General features: G+C 61.7%; 17 protein-coding genes. 9 read left to right on the top strand and 8 right to left on the bottom strand.

Annotation, left to right across the window (positions count from 1 at the left end; genetic code table 11):
* Positions 1–6: 6 nt before the first annotated feature.
* The 3 genes from rsmH to rsmD form a co-directional block, all read right to left on the bottom strand.
* Positions 7–975: a 16S rRNA (cytosine(1402)-N(4))-methyltransferase RsmH gene (gene rsmH / locus I5P96_RS01990; protein WP_223382886.1), complete on the bottom strand. Its 969-nt coding sequence runs from the start codon at positions 973–975 to the stop codon at positions 7–9.
* A gap of 262 nt (positions 976–1,237) precedes the next feature.
* Complete coding sequence (locus I5P96_RS01985) at positions 1,238–1,699, bottom strand: ATPase (protein WP_097793094.1); 462 nt, start codon at positions 1,697–1,699, stop codon at positions 1,238–1,240.
* The gene (gene rsmD, locus I5P96_RS01980; RefSeq protein WP_097793095.1) at positions 1,696–2,265 is read right to left on the bottom strand and encodes a 16S rRNA (guanine(966)-N(2))-methyltransferase RsmD; all 570 of its coding nucleotides are present in this window, start codon (positions 2,263–2,265) and stop codon (positions 1,696–1,698) included. Before rsmD ends, I5P96_RS01985 begins: the two co-directional genes overlap by 4 nt.
* Positions 2,266–2,426: 161 nt before the next feature.
* Here rsmD and I5P96_RS01975 point away from each other — a divergent pair, with 161 nt between their 5' ends.
* The 5 genes from I5P96_RS01975 to I5P96_RS01955 all read left to right on the top strand — a co-directional run bounded on the left by I5P96_RS01975 (position 2,427) and on the right by I5P96_RS01955 (position 7,840).
* Complete coding sequence (locus I5P96_RS01975; protein WP_097793096.1) at positions 2,427–3,047, top strand: flavodoxin family protein; 621 nt, start codon at positions 2,427–2,429, stop codon at positions 3,045–3,047.
* Positions 3,048–3,226: 179 nt separating this feature from the next.
* A complete protein-coding gene (locus tag I5P96_RS01970; protein WP_223382885.1) occupies positions 3,227–5,614 on the top strand; it encodes a glycoside hydrolase family 2 protein in 2,388 nt (795 codons plus the stop codon).
* Positions 5,615–5,753: 139 nt separating this feature from the next.
* On the top strand, positions 5,754–6,149 hold the full coding sequence (locus I5P96_RS01965; protein ID WP_097793098.1) for a hypothetical protein: 396 nt from the start codon (positions 5,754–5,756) through the stop codon (positions 6,147–6,149).
* Positions 6,150–6,152: 3 nt separating this feature from the next.
* Positions 6,153–6,995 (top strand): DUF5685 family protein, encoded by an 843-nt coding sequence (locus I5P96_RS01960; protein ID WP_223382884.1) that lies wholly within the window; start codon positions 6,153–6,155, stop codon positions 6,993–6,995.
* Between the two features lie 101 nt (positions 6,996–7,096).
* Positions 7,097–7,840 (top strand): J domain-containing protein, encoded by a 744-nt coding sequence (locus tag I5P96_RS01955; RefSeq protein WP_223382883.1) that lies wholly within the window; start codon positions 7,097–7,099, stop codon positions 7,838–7,840.
* 74 nt (positions 7,841–7,914) lie between these two features.
* Here the strand turns inward: I5P96_RS01955 and I5P96_RS01950 are convergent, their stop codons facing one another.
* Together I5P96_RS01950 and cysS are read right to left on the bottom strand one after the other, a co-directional pair.
* The gene (locus tag I5P96_RS01950) at positions 7,915–8,856 is read right to left on the bottom strand and encodes a hypothetical protein (protein ID WP_223382882.1); all 942 of its coding nucleotides are present in this window, start codon (positions 8,854–8,856) and stop codon (positions 7,915–7,917) included.
* A 190-nt stretch (positions 8,857–9,046) separates the two neighbouring features.
* A complete protein-coding gene (gene cysS, locus I5P96_RS01945) occupies positions 9,047–10,444 on the bottom strand; it encodes a cysteine--tRNA ligase (RefSeq protein ID WP_118553486.1) in 1,398 nt (465 codons plus the stop codon).
* 393 nt (positions 10,445–10,837) lie between these two features.
* Between cysS and I5P96_RS01940 the strand changes: the two genes are divergently transcribed.
* The 4 genes from I5P96_RS01940 to I5P96_RS01925 all read left to right on the top strand — a co-directional run bounded on the left by I5P96_RS01940 (position 10,838) and on the right by I5P96_RS01925 (position 13,970).
* Positions 10,838–11,305, top strand: a complete 468-nt coding sequence (locus tag I5P96_RS01940; protein ID WP_223382881.1) for a GNAT family N-acetyltransferase — start codon at positions 10,838–10,840, stop codon at positions 11,303–11,305.
* A 127-nt stretch (positions 11,306–11,432) separates the two neighbouring features.
* Positions 11,433–12,446, top strand: coding sequence for an aspartate--ammonia ligase (gene asnA, locus I5P96_RS01935; protein WP_207686152.1), 1,014 nt, complete (start codon positions 11,433–11,435; stop codon positions 12,444–12,446).
* A gap of 154 nt (positions 12,447–12,600) precedes the next feature.
* Positions 12,601–13,158, top strand: coding sequence for a TetR/AcrR family transcriptional regulator (locus tag I5P96_RS01930; RefSeq protein ID WP_097793104.1), 558 nt, complete (start codon positions 12,601–12,603; stop codon positions 13,156–13,158).
* A 137-nt stretch (positions 13,159–13,295) separates the two neighbouring features.
* A complete protein-coding gene (locus tag I5P96_RS01925) occupies positions 13,296–13,970 on the top strand; it encodes a hypothetical protein (RefSeq protein ID WP_223382880.1) in 675 nt (224 codons plus the stop codon).
* Positions 13,971–14,052: 82 nt separating this feature from the next.
* On the opposite strand, the gene I5P96_RS01920 is transcribed toward I5P96_RS01925, so the two are convergent.
* The 3 genes from I5P96_RS01920 to rimO are packed head-to-tail and all read right to left on the bottom strand — an operon-like array spanning position 14,053 to position 16,659.
* Positions 14,053–14,706 (bottom strand): hypothetical protein, encoded by a 654-nt coding sequence (locus I5P96_RS01920; RefSeq protein WP_223382879.1) that lies wholly within the window; start codon positions 14,704–14,706, stop codon positions 14,053–14,055.
* Between the two features lie 16 nt (positions 14,707–14,722).
* The gene (gene pgsA / locus I5P96_RS01915; protein WP_223382878.1) at positions 14,723–15,313 is read right to left on the bottom strand and encodes a CDP-diacylglycerol--glycerol-3-phosphate 3-phosphatidyltransferase; all 591 of its coding nucleotides are present in this window, start codon (positions 15,311–15,313) and stop codon (positions 14,723–14,725) included.
* A 20-nt stretch (positions 15,314–15,333) separates the two neighbouring features.
* Positions 15,334–16,659: a 30S ribosomal protein S12 methylthiotransferase RimO gene (rimO, locus tag I5P96_RS01910; protein ID WP_097793108.1), complete on the bottom strand. Its 1,326-nt coding sequence runs from the start codon at positions 16,657–16,659 to the stop codon at positions 15,334–15,336.
* Positions 16,660–16,717 lie beyond the last annotated feature (58 nt).

Here is a 16,717-nt window from a genome sequence, read left to right as displayed (position 1 = left end):
CAATGGTTAAATTTTTTCAAGAACGCGGAGATGTGCCGACCGGCTGCGCCGGTTCTCTTCCAGCTCCTGCGTATTTGCTTCGATGGGTCTGCGGGTGATGAGTTTTGCTTTGGCCCTGCCGCCGCAGACGCAGACCGGGAACTCCGGCGGGCAGGTGCAGGCGGTGGCCCAACGGCGGAACTTGTTCTTCACCAGCCGGTCTTCCAGCGAGTGGAAGGTGATGATGCACAGCCGCCCGCCGGGGGCCAGATGCTCAAAGATGGTGTCCATGCCCTCTTCCAGTGCGTCCAGCTCGTGGTTGACTGCAATGCGCAGCGCCTGGAAGGTGCGGCGGGACGGGTTCTTGTTCTTGCGCCGCTCGGCCGCCGGCATGGCGCTGGCCACGATGTCGGCCAGCTGCAATGTCGTCTCGATGGGGGAAGCCTCCCGCGCCTCGACGATCTTGCCCGCGATCTGCCAGGCGAAGGGTTCTTCGCCGTAATCCTTGAGGATGCGGGCCAGCTCCTCCCGGCTCTCGGTGTTCACGAGGTCGGCGGCGGTCTCGCCCTCCTGGCTCATCCGCATGTCCAGCGGAGCGTCTGCCCGGTAGGAAAAGCCTCTGGCAGCATCGTCCAGCTGGTGGCTGGAAACGCCGAGGTCCAGCAGCGCTCCGTTGATCTTGTCGATGCCCAGCTGTTCCAGAGCTTGTCCCGCATAGCGGAAGTTGATCTGCACCACGGTGGCAGGCAGCCCGGCCAGCCGCGCCCGCGCGGTCTGCACCGCGTCCGGGTCCTGATCCAGCGAGATGAGCCTGCCGCCCTGTTCCGCGTCCAGCCGCAGCGCGATCTGGCGGGAATGCCCCGCACCGCCTGCGGTGCCGTCCAGATAGATGCCTGCCGGATCAATGGCAAGGCCGTCCAGGCACTCGTTCAAAAGCACAGGCACATGCTCAAACGAGGCCGGGTCAAAGGCTTGTCCGATCGTTTCACTGCCCATAGGGCCCAGCCTCCTTTCTGTCGTTTCAAGTTGCGTATCATCCGGCGATTTCACGCTGTTTTTTCCGTTTTTCGCCGTGTTTTTCTGCCCGCAGGCACACACTGCCCCAAGGCATCTCTCTGATACAGTTTTATTGTAACAAAACCGCCCTGCGAATGCAAGGCTTTTCGGGCTGGTTTTTCTCTCAAAATGTCACAAAAAAAGCCCCTGCAAGCCGTCAATTTTGCTGCAGGGGCAAATGGGTTTTTCCGACAAACTCCGCTCACTGGGGTTTCCGGGGCGTCTGGCGCAGATTGGCGCGGACGTTCCGGACCTGCGCAGCATTCTCTGCCATGGTCTCCTCGGTGGTCTTGAGCATATTATCACAGTAGTCGGTCACGGTCTGGCGGACGGTGCGGGCCTCGGTCTGGGCGGCTGAGACGATCTCGGAGGCGCGCTGCTGGGCCGCCTTGACGATCTCCGCCTCGCTGACGAGGATGCGGGCGCGGTCCTCGGCCTTTTTCACGATGGCCTGGGCCTGGGCGTTGGCCGAATCAATGAGCTGGGCGCGGTCGCTGACGATGGACTGCGCCTGCCGCAGCTCCACGGGCAGATTCTGGCGGATCTCGTCCAGATAATCCCGGATCTGCTCCACGTCCACGATCCGCTTGCCGCCCGAAAGGGGCATCCCGGCGCTCTCTTCCAGCGCGTCCTCAATGGTATCCAAAAGCTCGTTCACGTTCATTCCGCATCTTCCTCTCCGGCAGGCTGCATGGGCTTCGTGTACTTCCACAGCAGCACCTTGCCATACTTATACTGTTTCTTCAGCGTCAGGCTGCCCACCTCGGCAGGCAGCACAAGACCGGTCTCGCTCTCGCACAGGGCGATGCCGCCGGGCGCCAGCACCTTTTCCACGCTGGGAAGGATCTTTTCCAGCGTACCACCGTGGAACGGCGGGTCCAGCAGAACCAGGTCGAACTGCTCACGGCAGGCGGAAAGATACCGCGCCGCCTCGCCGATGTTGACACGGCTGCGGTCGAACACGCCGCAGGTCTTGCAGTTCTTCATCACGATGTTGACGGCCTCGCGGTTCTCGTCCAGGAACACGCACCGTGCTGCCCCGCGCGAGAGGGCCTCGATGCCGAGCTGGCCGCTGCCCGCGTACAGGTCCAGCACCCGTGCGCCGGGCAGGTCGAACTGAACGATGCTGAACATCGCCTCCTTGACCTGGTCGAGGGTGGGGCGGGTGATATCGGTGCCGGGCAGGGCCTCCAGCCGTCTGCCCCGTGCGTCTCCTGCAATGACTCGCATGTGGTTGCCTCCTTTTGCATTCCGTTTTATGTATCTTTATATTATTGTCAAGACACCGTGCTTTGTCAAGGCCCGCGTTGCACTGCGGCCGCAAGTGTGCTAAAATCAGGGCAGAGCGCCCCCTGTTCCGGGGCGCATGGTCAAAAGGAGAGATTCAACGTATGAAAGTCCTGCTCATCAACGGCAGCCCCCACGAGAAAGGCTGCACCTACACCGCTCTGTCCCTCATCGCGGAGGAGCTGAACCGCGCCCACATCGAGACCGAGATCTTCAACGTCGGCACCCGGCCCGTCGGCGGCTGCATCGGCTGCGGCGGCTGCGCCGCAGGCAGCGGCTGTGTCTTTGGCGGCGTGGTCAACGAGGCCATCGAAAAAGCCAGGACCGCCGACGCCTTCGTCTTCGGCAGCCCGGTGCACTATGCCTCGGCCTCCGGCAACATGACCAGCTTTATGGACCGTCTGAGCTACGCAGGCGGCAAGTATCTGGCCTACAAGCCTGCCGCCATCTGCTGTTCGGCCCGCCGCGGCGGTACCACCACCACGCTGGACCAGCTGGTCAAGTACCCGGAGTTCTTCCACATGCCGCTGGTCAACGGCTCCTACTGGGCCATGGTCCACGGCTCCAACCCCGCTCAGGTCCTGCAGGACGAAGAGGGCTGCGCCGTGATGCGGGAACTGGGCCGGAACATGGCCTGGCTGCTCCAGTGCATCGAGGCCGGCAAGGCCGCCGGCATCCGGCACCCGGAGAATCCCCGCCGCCCCATGACGAACTTCATCCGATAAGCAGCCACGCCCGAAAAGCCTGACCGGCACTGCCCGGCCGGGCTTTTCTGCTGCCATCCGCCGCTTTTGTTCCAGAAAAAGTGAGAAATCCCGCAGAAACAGCGCCTGCATCCTTTTTTCGTTCATAACTTTGTGGTAACATGAAGATAAGTATTTTTTACCATGACGGAGAGCAGGCTATGGAACACTACGATTGGAACGACGGCTGGACCTTCACCCCGGTATTCGACCCCGCCATCGTGCGGCCGGAATGTCCGGATCTGCCCCTGACCCCGGTGCGCATCCCGCACACGGTCAGGACGCTGCCCTACAATTACTGCAATGAGAACGATTACCAGCGGCTCTGCGGCTACCGGCGGGAGTTTTTTGCGCCCAAAGAGTGGCAGGGCCGCACGGTCCTGCTGACCTTTGAGGCCGTGGCGCACGACGCCACCGTCTTCTGCAACGGCCGCCGGATGTTTCATCATGGCTGCGGCTACACGGCCTTTACCGTGGACCTGACCGAATCCCTCCGTCTGGGGGAGCAGAACGTCGTGGCCGTCCGGTGCGACAGCCGGGAAGACCTGAACATCCCGCCCTTCGGCGGGCAGATCGATTTCCTGACCTACGGCGGCATCTACCGCGCCGTCTCGCTGGACGTGAAGGAGCCTGCCTATCTGCGGGACATCTTCATCGAGGCGCAGGCCGAGGGCGATTTCCGCATCTACACCTCCACCGTGGGCGAAACGGTCGGCTGCACCTTGCAGGCCGAGATCCGCAGCCCCGCCGGGAGCCGGGCGCTCTACAGCGGCGAGCTGTCGCTGCCCATCGTGGGCACCCTGAACGGCGTCCATCCATGGAGCATCGGACACCCCTTCCTGTACACCCTCACCGTGCGGCTCATCCGCCCCGGCACCAGCGGCCTGCCCGACCGGGTGCTGGACGAAAAATCCACCCGGTTCGGCTTCCGGACCCTCCAGTTCGTGGCGGGCGGGCTGTACCTCAATGGCCAGCGGGTGGAGCTGCGCGGCCTGAACCGCCACCAGAGCTACCCCTATCAGGGCTATGCCATGCCGGACAGCATCCAGCAGCTGGATGCCCAGATCCTGAAAAAGCAGCTGGGCTGCAACGCAGTCCGCACCAGCCACTACCCCCAGAGCCAAGCCTTCCTCGACGCCTGCGACGAGCTGGGGCTTCTGGTCTTTGTGGAAATGCCGGGCTGGCAGCACATCGGCGACGAGAGCTGGCAGGCGCAGGCATTGCAGAACTGCCGCGAGATGGTCTGCCAGTGCCGCAACCATCCCAGCGTCTTTCTGTGGGGCGTACGGGTCAACGGCAGCCCCGACGATGAAGCGTTCTACAAGCGCACCAATGAGGCCGTCCGGCGGCTGGACCCTACCCGCCCCACCGGCGGTGCCCACATCCGCCGCAAAGACCAATTGCTGGAAGACGTCTACGCCTACAACGATTTTTCCTACACCGGGCGGGGGGCTGGCTGCGAGAACCGCTCTGCCGTCACGCCCGACCTGCGCAAGGGCTACCTCATCAGCGAGTTCGGGGGCCAGCAGTTCCCGGCCAAGACCTTTGACGACGAGCCGCACCGGCTGGCCCAGGCCCTCCACCACGCGGCCGTCCTGAACGATGCCATCGCCCAGCCGGGCGTGGCGGGCAGCTTTGGCTGGTGCATGGCCGATTACAACACCCACCGGGAGTTCGGCAGCGGCGACCGCATCTGTTACCACGGTGTGCTCGACTCGTTCCGGAACCCGAAGCTCTCCGCCGCCGTCTATGCCAGCCAGAAGACGCCCCGCTCCCCCTCCGACATCGTGCTGGAAGTTTCGTCCAGCATGGCGCTGGGCGACCACCCCGGCGGGTTTGCCGGGGCCTGCTGGGTGTTCACCAACGCCGAGAGCGTCCGGCTCTACCGCGGCAACGATTTCATTGCCGAGTTCAGCCCGGACCGCCGGGGCCGGTTCGCGGCGCTGCCCCATCCGCCCATCGAGGTGCAGGATTTCGTTGGCTCTCTGCTCGAAAAGTATGAGGGGCTGGACCCCGTGGTCGCGCCGCAGGTGGCCGCCATCCTCAACGAGATGCGCCGGGACGCGCTGAGCCTTTCGCCCCTGAGCCGGGCGCGGCTGCTTTCGCTGCGGCTGAGCTGGAACGACCTGCTCCGGATGTACTACAAGTACATCGGCGTTCTCGGATCACCCTCCAGCGTCTACCGGTTCGAGGCCGTGTGGCATGGGCGCACCGTCCGCACCGTGGTGCGGGAGCCGGTGCAGAGCGTCCGGCTGGAGTGCACGGTCTACAATCCCCTGCTGACGGACGGCCCTACCTGGGACTGCGCTGCCGTCAGCCTGCGGGCCATCGACCAGAACGGCAACTTCCTGCCCTACTGCGGCGAGGCTGTTCAGCTGAGCGTGGAAGGCCCGGTCAGGATCCTCGGCCCCAGCGTTGTGCCGCTGCGGGGTGGCATGGCAGGCACCTACCTTGCCACCACCGGCCGGGCAGGCCGCGCCGTGCTCCACTGCAAAATGGAGGGCGCGCTGGACACCGAAGCCGTGCTCACGGTGCGCAAGCGTTCTTAAATCCCGTCCTTTCATGATAGATTTGCACTCCGTTCAAAATTTTATCATGTTTGGCTGATATTCTATGGGTGTAAAGAGTTTATGGGACGGCTTCGGCCGTCCCCTTTTGAAGAGTTTGAGGACAAAGGACTGTACGATTATGAGAGAAAAACTTCGCCGCTTTATGATCGGCCGCTACGGCACCGACGGCCTGAACCAGTTTCTGAGCATCGCCTCTCTGGTTCTGCTGCTCATCGCCATCGTCAGCCGCATCAGCCTGTTCACCTGGCTGGGTGTGGTGCTGCTGGGCTTCTGCTATTACCGCACCTTCAGCCGCAACATCTCGAAGCGGACCGAAGAGAATTACAAGTTCTACACCCTCAAAGACCGGGTGGACAACAAGTTCCGGGGCCTGAAAGAGCAGTGGGCCAACCGCAAGGTCTACCACTATTACCGCTGCCCCCAGTGCCGCCAGAAGCTCCGTGTGCCCCGCGGGCGCGGCCGCATCCAGATCTCCTGCCCCCGCTGCGGCACCCAGTTCATCAAGAAGAGCTGAGCCATGTTCGGATATGTGATCCCGAATCAGGCTGCGCTTTCGCCGGAAGCGCAGGCGCGGTACCGCTCAGCCTACTGCGGGCTCTGCCGCCGCATCGGTGCGCTGCACGGCCTGCGCGGGCGGCTGACCCTGAGCTATGACCTGACCTTCTTGGATCTGCTGCTCTCCAGCCTGTACGATGGCGAGACCGCGCTACACACCGGCGCCGACCACTGCCCCATCCACCCCATCCGGAAGGTGGACTGGCGTTCCAGCGGGCCAACCGATTACTGCGCCGACCTGAGCGTTGCGCTCCACTACTACAACGCACAGGACAAGTGGAACGATGACCGCAGCCTGCTGGGGCTGGGGTTCGAGGCGCTGCTCGCCGCCCCCACTGCGGCAGCCGCCGAACGCTGGCCACGGCAGTGCAGCGCCATCCGCGCCTGTCTGGACCGGCTGGCGCAGTACGAGGCCGAGGGCAGCGAAGACCTGGACGCCGTGTCCGGCTGCTTTGGCGACCTGATGGCGGAATTGTTCGACTACAAGCAGGACCACTGGTCCCCGGAGCTGCGCAGCATCGGCTTTCATCTGGGCAAATACATCTACCTGCTGGATGCCTACGACGACCTCGACCGCGACCTGAAAAAGGGAGCCTACAACCCGCTGCGCAGCCTGCACCAGCTGCCCGGCTACGAAGAAGAGATGCGGGAGATCTTCGAGCTGCTGCTCGCCAACTGTGCCCGTAGCTTTGAGCGCCTGCCCTGCGTGGAGGATGTGGACCTGCTGCGGAACATCCTCTACTCCGGCGTCTGGCTCAAATACAACTGCAAACGTGCAAAAAATCCCCCCAGAGCCGCCGAATGAGGCGGTTTCTCTTGATTTTTCAGGCATTGTCCTGTACACTTAATTTTGTTCGTGCGGCAGCAAGGCCGCGCAAGTTCGTAGAGACGTGAGGAAGTTGATCCATGAGAGACCCCTATGAGGTGCTGGGCATCCAGCGCGGAGCCAGCGAGGAAGAAATCAAAAAAGCCTATCGTGCCAAGTGCAAGCGCTGGCACCCCGACCTGAACCCCAACGACCCCACGGCCGAAGAGCACTTCAAGGAAGTGCAGGCGGCCTACGACGCCATCACCAAAGGGGAGACCGGCCCACAGAACGGCGGCTACGGCAACCCCTACGGCCAGCAGCAGAGCTATGGCGGCTTCTACAACAGCGGCTATCAGCAGGGCTACGGCCAGCAGGACGGCGACTGGGACTTCGGGTTCGACCCGTTCGGTTTTGGGTTTGGGTTCGGCGGCTACCAGCAGCAGAGCGGGCCGGGCTTCAGCAGCGCGGACACGCCCGAACTGCAGGCGGCGCGCAACTTCATCGTGAACCGCCGCTACGCCGAGGCCCGCCGTGTGCTGGACGGCATCGCGAACCGCACCGCCCGGTGGTATTATCTCTCGTCGCTGGCGAACCAGGGCCTGGGCAACAGCATCGACGCCCTGCAGGACGCCCGCCGCGCCGCCCAGATGGAGCCGGGCAACACCGAATACCAGGTGCATCTGCGCAATCTGCAAAGCTCCGGCCGCACCTACCGCACCCAGACGACCTATGCCCAGCCGGGCGGCCTGATGCGCTGGTGCTGGAGCATGATCCTGCTGAACCTCCTCTGCAACTGCTGCTGCGGCGGCTGGGGCTGGGGCTGGCGGTTCCGGGGCATCTGATCTCCGCTGTTCCTGATACAAAAGACCCCTGCCATGCAGCTGCACGGCAGGGGTCTTCTCATCGTCTGATCGTTTTACTGGATGATGATGGTGCGGGTGATCTTCTCGCAGGAGTAGTTGCCGCCCACGGTCGCGGTCTGGACATACTCGCCCGGCTGGGTGGGCAGGGTGTCGGACTTGCTGCCGAACCAGCCGCCCTTTTTATAGGTGTAGCTGATCTTGCCCTCCGGAACGGGCTGGCCGTCCACTTCCAGCACGGCGCTCAGGTCGTAGTTCTGTGCTTCCTCCACGGTCATCGTTTCGGGCACTTCCTGCGCCCAGTAAGTGCGGACGCCTTCCGTCTTCGGCTTGATGCGGAACATGGCCACACCGGCGGTGTTCACGTCGCCGGATTCCAGCGCCACTGCACCGGCCACATAGTTGCCGGACTCGGTCGGCTGTTCATCCACGTAGATGCGGCTGAAGGCACCATCCGGCAGGAATTTTCGGATGAGTGCCAGCGCCAGCTTCAGGCCGGTGGAAACGTCCTTGATGGTGGGCATATAGAATTGCAGCACATCCATCACCGAAACGACCTCGTCGGCCACCCGCAGCAGTACACTCACGTCGTTGCCGTCAATGAGCTGCTTGATGTAGGCGTAGAGGTTGAATTCTTCCTGCTGATCCGGTGTAGCGGACATCTTGCGCGGCAGCGGGATCATCTTGAGCAGGGTGCGGATCTTGTCCGAGAGGACCAGCGTCACATAGCCCTTTGCCTCGCCCTTGGTGCCGATGACCACGCCGATATACTGGGTGTCGGCGGGTTTGGTCACGACGCTGAGGGTGAACGGCGAACCATAAACCAACTCACCCGACGTGGTCAGGCGGATGGAAACGACATCATTGCTTTCCTCGACATCTGCACTTTCTGCGGCGGGCAGCAGATCCCCCGCCGACGCTGCAAACGCCGGGGTAACGGCCACGCTCAGCGTCAGAAGGACGGCGAGCAGCAGCGAGATCATCCTTTTGGTCTTCATAGAGCAGACCTCCTGTTTGCATTTCAAAGGTTGCGGTCATGCGGCGGGAAACTTCCCGCCGGGCCAAAAATTGCTTTGGGCCAACTTTATTTTACCGCATCCTGCCCTTTGGGTCAATAACGGGATTCAAGTAACTCAAAATTTTGATATAAAAACTGCCGCGCAGACGCACGGCAGTTTCTTCCGCTCTTTACAGCTTGCTCAGCTGGGGGCCCTGGGCGGTATCCTTGACGGCCCAGCCCATCTCGGTCAGCTGGGCGCGGATGGCATCGGCGGTGGCCCAGTCTTTGGCTTTCTTGGCCGCAGCGCGCTTTTCGACCAGCTCGGTCACTTCGGCGGGCACCTCGTCCTTCTTGCGGTTGTACATCAGGCCCAGCACGTCGGTGATCTCGTCGAACGCCTTGGCGGCGGCTTCGAGCGCTTCTTTGGTGGAAGAAGCGGACAGGGTGTTGATCTCCTTGACCAGATCGAACACCGCAGCCAGCGCGTCGGGGGTGTTCAGGTCGTCGTCCATGGCCTTGCAGAACTTGGTGCGGGCCTCGTCGGCCTTGGCCTTCAGGCTCTCGTCGGTGCCAAATTCGCTCTTGCTCAGGGCGAAATCGAGGTTTTCGCGGCAGGTGTACAGGCGCTCCAGGCTGTTCTTGCAGCTCTCGATGAGGTCTACGGTATAGTTCAGCGGCATCCGGTAGCCTGCGGTCAGCATGAAGTAGCGGATGGGCTCATAGCCGTAGAGGTTGGCCACATCGCGGACGGTGAAGAAGTTGTGCAGGCTCTTGGACATCTTCTGATTGTCCACATTGATGAAGCCGTTGTGCATCCAGTAGCGGGCGAACGCACAGCCGTTGGCGCACTCGCTCTGGGCGATCTCGTTCTCGTGGTGGGGGAAGATAAGGTCCTGCCCGCCGCAGTGCAGGTCGATGGTCTTGCCCAGATGGGTGCGGCTCATGGCGCTGCACTCGATGTGCCAGCCGGGGCGGCCCATGCCGTAGGGGCTTTCCCAGGCAGGCTCGCCGGGCTTGGCGGCCTTCCAGACAGCGAAGTCGGCGGGGTCTTCCTTCAGGTCATCCTCCATCTGGCTGCGCAGCTCGCGGTTGCCGCTCTCCAGATCGTCCAGCTTGAGGTGGCTGAGCTTGCCGTACTCCGGGTCGCTCTTGACGCGGAAGTAGACGTCGCCGTTCTTGGCCACATAGGCGTGGCCGGAGTCGATCAGGTCCTTGACGATGTCCAAAATCTGCTGGATGTGCTCGGTGGCGCGGGGCTGGACGGTGGGCTTTTTGCAGTTCAGACCGGCGGCATCCTTGAGGTACTCGGCCTCAAAGCGCTGGGCGACTTCCTTCATGGAAGTGCCCTCTTCCTGGCCCTTCTTGATGAGCTTATCGTCGATGTCGGTGATGTTGGACACATAGATGACCTTGTTGCCGCGGTATTCCAGATAGCGGCGCAGGGTGTCGAACACGATCAGAGGGCGGGCGTTGCCGATGTGGATATAGTTGTAAACGGTCGGGCCGCAGACGTAGATGCGGTACTCGCCGGGCACCTGCGGCACGAACTCTTCCTTCTGGCGGGTCAGGGTGTTGAAAATCTGCATAAAAACCTCTCCTTTTGTGTGGCAGACAGAAGCCGCAAAAACAAAAAAGCCCTCCTCGCTGTACCCTGGTACAGCAACGAAGGCGGTTCTCATTCCAAATCGCGGTTCCACTTCTGTTTGTCGCTCAAAGCCGGTAACGGCGGCGGCCGCACTGCGATACTGTCCTTCCCGCAGTGTGCTCTCCGGGCGCACTTCCCACAGTCCTCTGCAAACAGGCTCCCAGCCAACGGCCCGTTCTCTCTGTGCAGACGCTCTCTGCGCTACTCTGCCCGGATCAACGCATTTGTTCTGATACAAATTTATTATAATAGCCGCCGGACAGGAAGTCAAGCGATTTGACGCCATTCTCCGGCTGTGCTACACTGGGCAAAAACAAATCGGAGGGTTCACATCATGCAGCTTTTGACCGAACGTCTTTTTCTCATCCCGCTGCAGCCGGATGGGATGCGCGCCCTGCTCGCCCGCACCACCGACCCGGAGCTGGTCGGCCCCTATACCGAAATGCTGACCCTCTCCCTCCGGCACCCGGAGCAGTGGATCTGGTACACGGCCTGGGGCCTTTACCAGAACGATTCCGGTGACTTTGTCGGCGACCTCTGCTTCAAGGGTCTGCCCAAAAACGGCCAGCCGGAGATCGGCTACGGCATCTCACCCGAATTTCAGGGCCAGGGCTATGCCACCGAGGCCGTCCGCACCGCCTGCCGCTGGGCGCTGGCCCAGCCCGGCGTGGCCGCCGTGGAGGCTGAGACCGAACCCGCCAATGCGGCCTCCCAGGCGGTTCTCCGCAAGGTCGGCTTCGTCCCCACCGGGACGGTGGGCAAGGAGGGGCCGCGGTTCATTCTGTGCGCCCTGCCCGCCTGAGCGCAGCTTTTTCGGCATCCCCCTTTACATCTCCCTCAACTTGTGCCATAATTTACGATATTAAAGGGAAGCGTCTCCAGCTCTGGCAATTCGGCCAGTCTGGAGCGCAAGAGAGGGGTAAACTGCCATGAGTAAAACGATCATCCCGGCAAACTACACGCCTGCGCTGAATCTGTACGACACCCAGCGCGCCATCGGCACCGTGAAGCGGCTGTTCGCAGACACGCTCTGCGCCACGCTGAACCTCTACCGCGTGTCCGCACCGCTGTTCCTGGAGGCCTCCACCGGCCTGAACGACGACCTGAACGGCGTCGAGCGGAAGGTCACCTTCGACATCAAGGACAGCGGCACCGAAGCGCAGGTGGTGCAGTCGCTGGCCAAGTGGAAGCGCAAAGCCCTGAAGGACTACGGCTTCCGGGTGGGCAAGGGCCTGTACTGCGACATGAACGCCATCCGCCGCGATGAGGAGCTGGACAACCTCCACTCCGTCTACGTGGACCAGTGGGACTGGGAGAAGGTCATCCGTGAAGAGGACCGCAACGAAGCCTATCTGAAGAATGTCGTGCGCTCCATCGTGTCGGCGGTCTGCGCCACCGAGATGAACCTCCACGCCATGTTCCCCCAGCTGCAGGACCTGCCCCTGCACACCCCGAACGTGACCTTTATCACCACCCAGGAACTGGAAGACCTGTACCCTGACCTGACCCCGAAGGAGCGCGAGAACGCTTTCGTCAAGGAGAACGGCACCACCTTCCTGATGAAGATCGGTGCCCCGCTGAAGAGCGGCAAGCCCCACGATGGCCGTGCACCCGACTACGATGACTGGGATTTGAACGGCGACCTGCTGTTCTGGAACGAGCCGCTGCAGTGCAGCTATGAGCTGAGCAGCATGGGCATCCGCGTCAGCCCCGAAAGCATGGACCGGCAGCTGACCATGGCAGGCTGCGACGATCGCCGCGCCCTGCCGTTCCACAAGGCCGTCCTGTCCGGCGAGCTGCCCTACACCATCGGCGGCGGCATCGGCCAGAGCCGCCTGTGCATGCTGCTGCTGGGCAGTGCCCACATCGGCGAGGTCCAGGCCAGCGTCTGGGATCAGGCCACACACGAAGCCTGCGCCAAGGCCGGCATCCCGCTGCTGTAACGACCAGCGTTCTTTCCAAGGCTGCCCCATGGGTCTTCCCGCGGGGCAGCCTTTTTTGCACCGTGCAAAAATTTCCAAAAACTTTTTTGCTTTTCCCCTTGACAGAACGCTGTGTTCTATCTATAATGAACACAGTTCATTTTGAGGTGATCGCATGAATCTTACTGCAACCTCCAAAGAGGATATCTTAAAAGCCAGTCGTGCCCTCATCCAGCAAAATGGATGGGCAGCGGTCAACATCCGCGCCGTGGCTGCGGCCTGCGGTGTGTCGGTGGGTTGCATCTACAACTACTTTGCATCCAAGACCGAGCTGGTGAGCGCCACGGTGGAAAGCATCTGGAACGATATCTTCCACCGCCCGGAGGACGAAGCCGTCTTCCGGGACACGCTGGCCTGTGTCCGCTGGATGTACCGGCAGCTGGAATACGGCTGCGCCCAGTATCCCGGCTTTTTCACCCATCACTCCCTTGGCTTTATGCACCAGGGCACGGCGGATGGAAAACAGCAGATGCAGCAGGCGTGGCAGCACATCCTGCGGCAGCTGTGTTTCGTCCTGCAGCAGGACCCCAACGTCCGGCCGGACGCCTTCAACGACCAGTTCACTGCCGAACGGTTTGCCGGGGTCCTGTTTTCCCAGATGCTTTCCGCGCTGGTGCAGCAGGATTTCGACCCGTCCATGGTGTTGGAGATCGTCCGGCGGGCCATCTATTAAAAAACTTCCCACGGTTTCGTGGGGATTTTTTATCCGTCAAAGTGAACATTGTTCAATTAAGGGGGTGAGGTTCCGTACCCTCAGGCAGGAACCCTGCTGCATTCCACCCATTTCAGGCAACAAAGGAGATTTTTACGATGCGTGCGATCTTTGAAACGCTTTTTGACATTTTTTATCTGCTCACCGTCCTTTCCGTGGGCATCCGCATGATCCGGAACAGCAAAGGCTCCGCCCAGTTCCAGCTGTTTGGCTGGATGGCTGTGGTGCTGGGTGCCGGTGATTCCTTCCATCTGGTGCCCCGCGCACTGGCTCTGTGCACCACCGGCCTTGACAGTTACGCGTTCCAGCTGGGTCTGGGCAAGTGGATCACCTCGGTCACCATGACGGTATTCTATGTGCTGCTGTACTACGTCTGGCGTCAACGCTACCACATCCAGGGCCAGAAGGCTGTGACCTGGGCCGTCTACGCTCTGTCGGCTGCCCGTGTGATCCTCTGCGTGATGCCCCAGAACCAGTGGCTCACCAATCACTCTCCCCTGTCCTGGGGCATCTACCGCAACCTTCCCTTCGCGCTGCTGGGCCTGCTGGTCATCGTGCTGTTCTACCGCAGCGCCAAAGAACACCACGACACCGCGTTCCGCTGGATGTGGCTCACCATCGTGCTGAGCTTCGGCTTCTATATCCCGGTGGTGCTGTGGGGCGATGTGATCCCGGTCATCGGCCTGCTGATGATCCCCAAGACCTGCGCCTATGTGTGGACTGTCCTCATCGGCTATTCTGCCATGAAAGCAGAATACAAGAAAGCGGACTGATCCGTTCCCCCCTGCTTCACGCAAAAAGGGCCTGTTTTCCGGCGGCAGCTGCCGTCAGAAAACAGGCTCTTTTGGTTGCAGTTTATCGGCGTTTTCGGCTGTTGCCCCCCAGCCACCAGACCAGCGCTGCGCAGATCAGGTTCCCGGCCAGGATGCACACGCACCACAGCACCGTCTGCCGGGGCGTCTGCTCATACACCAGCAAAAAGGGGTAAGGCCCCGTCCACAGACGCTGGTAGTTGGCCCACAGAGCGATGCTTCCGTAGATCGCCGTCGGCACCAGCGCCAGCGGGATGTTCCGGGCCGGGAGCCGCGGCTCCCGTTCCAGAAAGACGAAGGAGACAAAAACGAGGACCGGGTTCAGCAGGTGGTGGTACAGCATGGAGCTTTCCGTCAGCAGAAACACCACACCGCCCTCATCGGGGTAGTAGGGTGCCAGCACGAAGACCACCGTCAGGAAGGTCAGGGTCAGGCAGCAGGCCGCAATGAACTTCAGCCGCTTGACCCAGCGGGGCAGCGCACGACCGGACAGCAGCGTCCACACCTGGCAGACTGCCACCAGCAGGCAGACCACCGCCGAGAAGAGGTTGGAGTTTTCGGTGTAGAAGGTCAGGCTCTGCTCGCCCACCGCTTCCCAGCTCATCCGGATGGCGATGGGCTCCATCCGCACCACGGCCAGGTTCAGCAGGATGGACAACACCCGCCGAAGCTGATCCAAAAGCGAATTTTGTTTCATTTTATTCCAGAATGGATCATCTTGCCGTGTTGATGAAGCTGCGGTTGTCCCACAGATACTTGATACCGGAGATGGCGGTGGCCGCTGCCACCAGCCAGCACAGCCAGTAGGAGATGAGCCAGACGTTCAGATTGCCAAGGATGGTATTGCCATAGGTCAGCGAGATGCCGAAGAAGTAGAAGATGATGGTCAGCATCTGCAGCACCGTCTTCACCTTGCCCCACATATTGGCCGCGATGACCTTGCCGTCCTTCGCACCGGCGGCGACCATCCGCAGGCCGGACACCGCGAACTCGCGGGCCAGGATGATGCAGAGCACCACGGGGCTGCACACACCGTCCCGCATCATGTAGATGAGGGCCACCGTGGTCAGCAGCTTGTCGGCCAGCGGGTCGGCAAACTTGCCGAAGTCGGTGACCATGTGCCACTTGCGGGCCAGATGGCCGTCCAGATAATCGGTGAAGCTGGCGGCGGCGAAGACGATGCCTGCCACCAGATACCATGTTGCGTTGAAGGTCTCGGTGCCAAACTCGGTCAGCGAGACGAAGATCATGAAAACAGGCACCAGAATGATGCGGCACAGGGTCAGTTTATTGGGCAGATTCATACGTTTTACCCTCCAATTTGTTATTTTTCGACAGTACCATACAGATCGTAAAGGTCGCTGTCGTCCACCAGGATATCATAGAATGCGCCGGGATACAGCGGCTCTTCACTGGAAACGCAGACGTTGCCGTCCACTTCGGGGGCGTCGGCTGCGGTGCGGCAGAGGTACAGGCCGCTCTCGTCGTCGATGCCGTCGCAGATGACGCGGACGGTCTGGCCTACCTTGGCCGCCTGCTTCTGGGCCATGATGCCGGTCTGGATCTGCATCACCAGCTCGGCGCGCTTCTCCTTGACCTCCTGCTCGATCTGGCCGTCCATGCGGGCGGCCACGGTGTTTTCCTCAGCCGAGTAGGCAAAGCAGCCCAGACGGTCGAACTGCACTTCCTTGACGAAGTTGCACAGGTCTTCGAACTGCTCCTCGGTCTCGCCGGGGAAGCCTGCGATCAGGGTGGTGCGCAGGGTGATGCCGGGAATCTCGCGGCGCAGCTTGCCGATGACGTCCAGCAGCTCCGCACGGTTGGAGCGGCGGTTCATGTTCTTGAGGATGACATCGTTGCAGTGCTGGATGGGCAGGTCGAGATAAGGCAGGACCTTCTCGTTCCGCTTCATGGCGGCAATAAACGCATCGGTGATCCGCTCCGGGTAGGCGTACATGATGCGGATCCACTCGATGCCCTGGACCTTGTTCAGCTGATCCAGCAGCTCGCAGATGCTGCCCGGCTTGCCCCAGTCCTCGCCATAGGCGGTGGGGTCCTGCGCCACGATGATAAGCTCCTTGACGCCCTCACCGGCCAGCCAGCGGGCCTCGGCCACGCAGTCGGCCATGTCACGGCTGCGCAGCGGGCCGCGGATGCCGGGGATGGCGCAGTAGTGGCAGCGGTTGTTGCAGCCTTCGGCGATCTTTAAGTACGCATAGTGGGCGGGGGTGCCGATGACACGCTTGCCGCCCAGCGGGAAGTCCTTCTTCAGGCCGTAGCTTTCGAGGTGGTCCTCGCCGTTGAACAGGCGGGCCACGATGGAGTCAATGGCCTTGTTGGAGGCGCAGCCGACCACGGCGTCCACTTCGGGGATCTCCTCCTCGATCTGGCTGCGGTAGCGCTCGGCCAGGCAGCCGGTGACGATGACCTTCAGATCGGGGTTCTGCTGCTTGTAGGAGCAGGCTTCGAGGATGTTTTCGATGGCCTCGGTCTTGGCGCTCTCGATAAAGCCGCAGGTGTTGACCAGAATGACGTCGGCCTCACCCAGCTCGGCCACGGTCTCGTGCCCGGCAGACAGCAGGATGTGGACCATGCCGTCCAGATCGACCTGGTTCTTCGGGCAGCCAAGGGAAATACATGCAATTTTCATAAGGGGATGCTACTCTCTTTCTTTTTTACGGTTCCGGTGTTCGTCCGAACGGCCGTTC

Origin of the sequence: Faecalibacterium prausnitzii, assembly GCF_019967995.1 — a bacterium.
Lineage (GTDB): Bacteria > Bacillota > Clostridia > Oscillospirales > Ruminococcaceae > Faecalibacterium > Faecalibacterium prausnitzii_E.
This window is presented reverse-complemented; position numbering and strand designations above follow the sequence as displayed.

Coding starts and splice junctions, on each gene's coding strand:
- rsmH (WP_223382886.1), bottom strand. CDS start 975: ATGGGCAGTGAAACGATCGGACAAGCCTTTGACCCGGCCTCGTTTGAG.
- I5P96_RS01985 (WP_097793094.1), bottom strand. CDS start 1,699: ATGAACGTGAACGAGCTTTTGGATACCATTGAGGACGCGCTGGAAGAG.
- rsmD (WP_097793095.1), bottom strand. CDS start 2,265: ATGCGAGTCATTGCAGGAGACGCACGGGGCAGACGGCTGGAGGCCCTG.
- I5P96_RS01975 (WP_097793096.1), top strand. CDS start 2,427: ATGAAAGTCCTGCTCATCAACGGCAGCCCCCACGAGAAAGGCTGCACC.
- I5P96_RS01970 (WP_223382885.1), top strand. CDS start 3,227: ATGGAACACTACGATTGGAACGACGGCTGGACCTTCACCCCGGTATTC.
- I5P96_RS01965 (WP_097793098.1), top strand. CDS start 5,754: ATGAGAGAAAAACTTCGCCGCTTTATGATCGGCCGCTACGGCACCGAC.
- I5P96_RS01960 (WP_223382884.1), top strand. CDS start 6,153: ATGTTCGGATATGTGATCCCGAATCAGGCTGCGCTTTCGCCGGAAGCG.
- I5P96_RS01955 (WP_223382883.1), top strand. CDS start 7,097: ATGAGAGACCCCTATGAGGTGCTGGGCATCCAGCGCGGAGCCAGCGAG.
- I5P96_RS01950 (WP_223382882.1), bottom strand. CDS start 8,856: ATGAAGACCAAAAGGATGATCTCGCTGCTGCTCGCCGTCCTTCTGACG.
- cysS (WP_118553486.1), bottom strand. CDS start 10,444: ATGCAGATTTTCAACACCCTGACCCGCCAGAAGGAAGAGTTCGTGCCG.
- I5P96_RS01940 (WP_223382881.1), top strand. CDS start 10,838: ATGCAGCTTTTGACCGAACGTCTTTTTCTCATCCCGCTGCAGCCGGAT.
- asnA (WP_207686152.1), top strand. CDS start 11,433: ATGAGTAAAACGATCATCCCGGCAAACTACACGCCTGCGCTGAATCTG.
- I5P96_RS01930 (WP_097793104.1), top strand. CDS start 12,601: ATGAATCTTACTGCAACCTCCAAAGAGGATATCTTAAAAGCCAGTCGT.
- I5P96_RS01925 (WP_223382880.1), top strand. CDS start 13,296: ATGCGTGCGATCTTTGAAACGCTTTTTGACATTTTTTATCTGCTCACC.
- I5P96_RS01920 (WP_223382879.1), bottom strand. CDS start 14,706: ATGAAACAAAATTCGCTTTTGGATCAGCTTCGGCGGGTGTTGTCCATC.
- pgsA (WP_223382878.1), bottom strand. CDS start 15,313: ATGAATCTGCCCAATAAACTGACCCTGTGCCGCATCATTCTGGTGCCT.
- rimO (WP_097793108.1), bottom strand. CDS start 16,659: ATGAAAATTGCATGTATTTCCCTTGGCTGCCCGAAGAACCAGGTCGAT.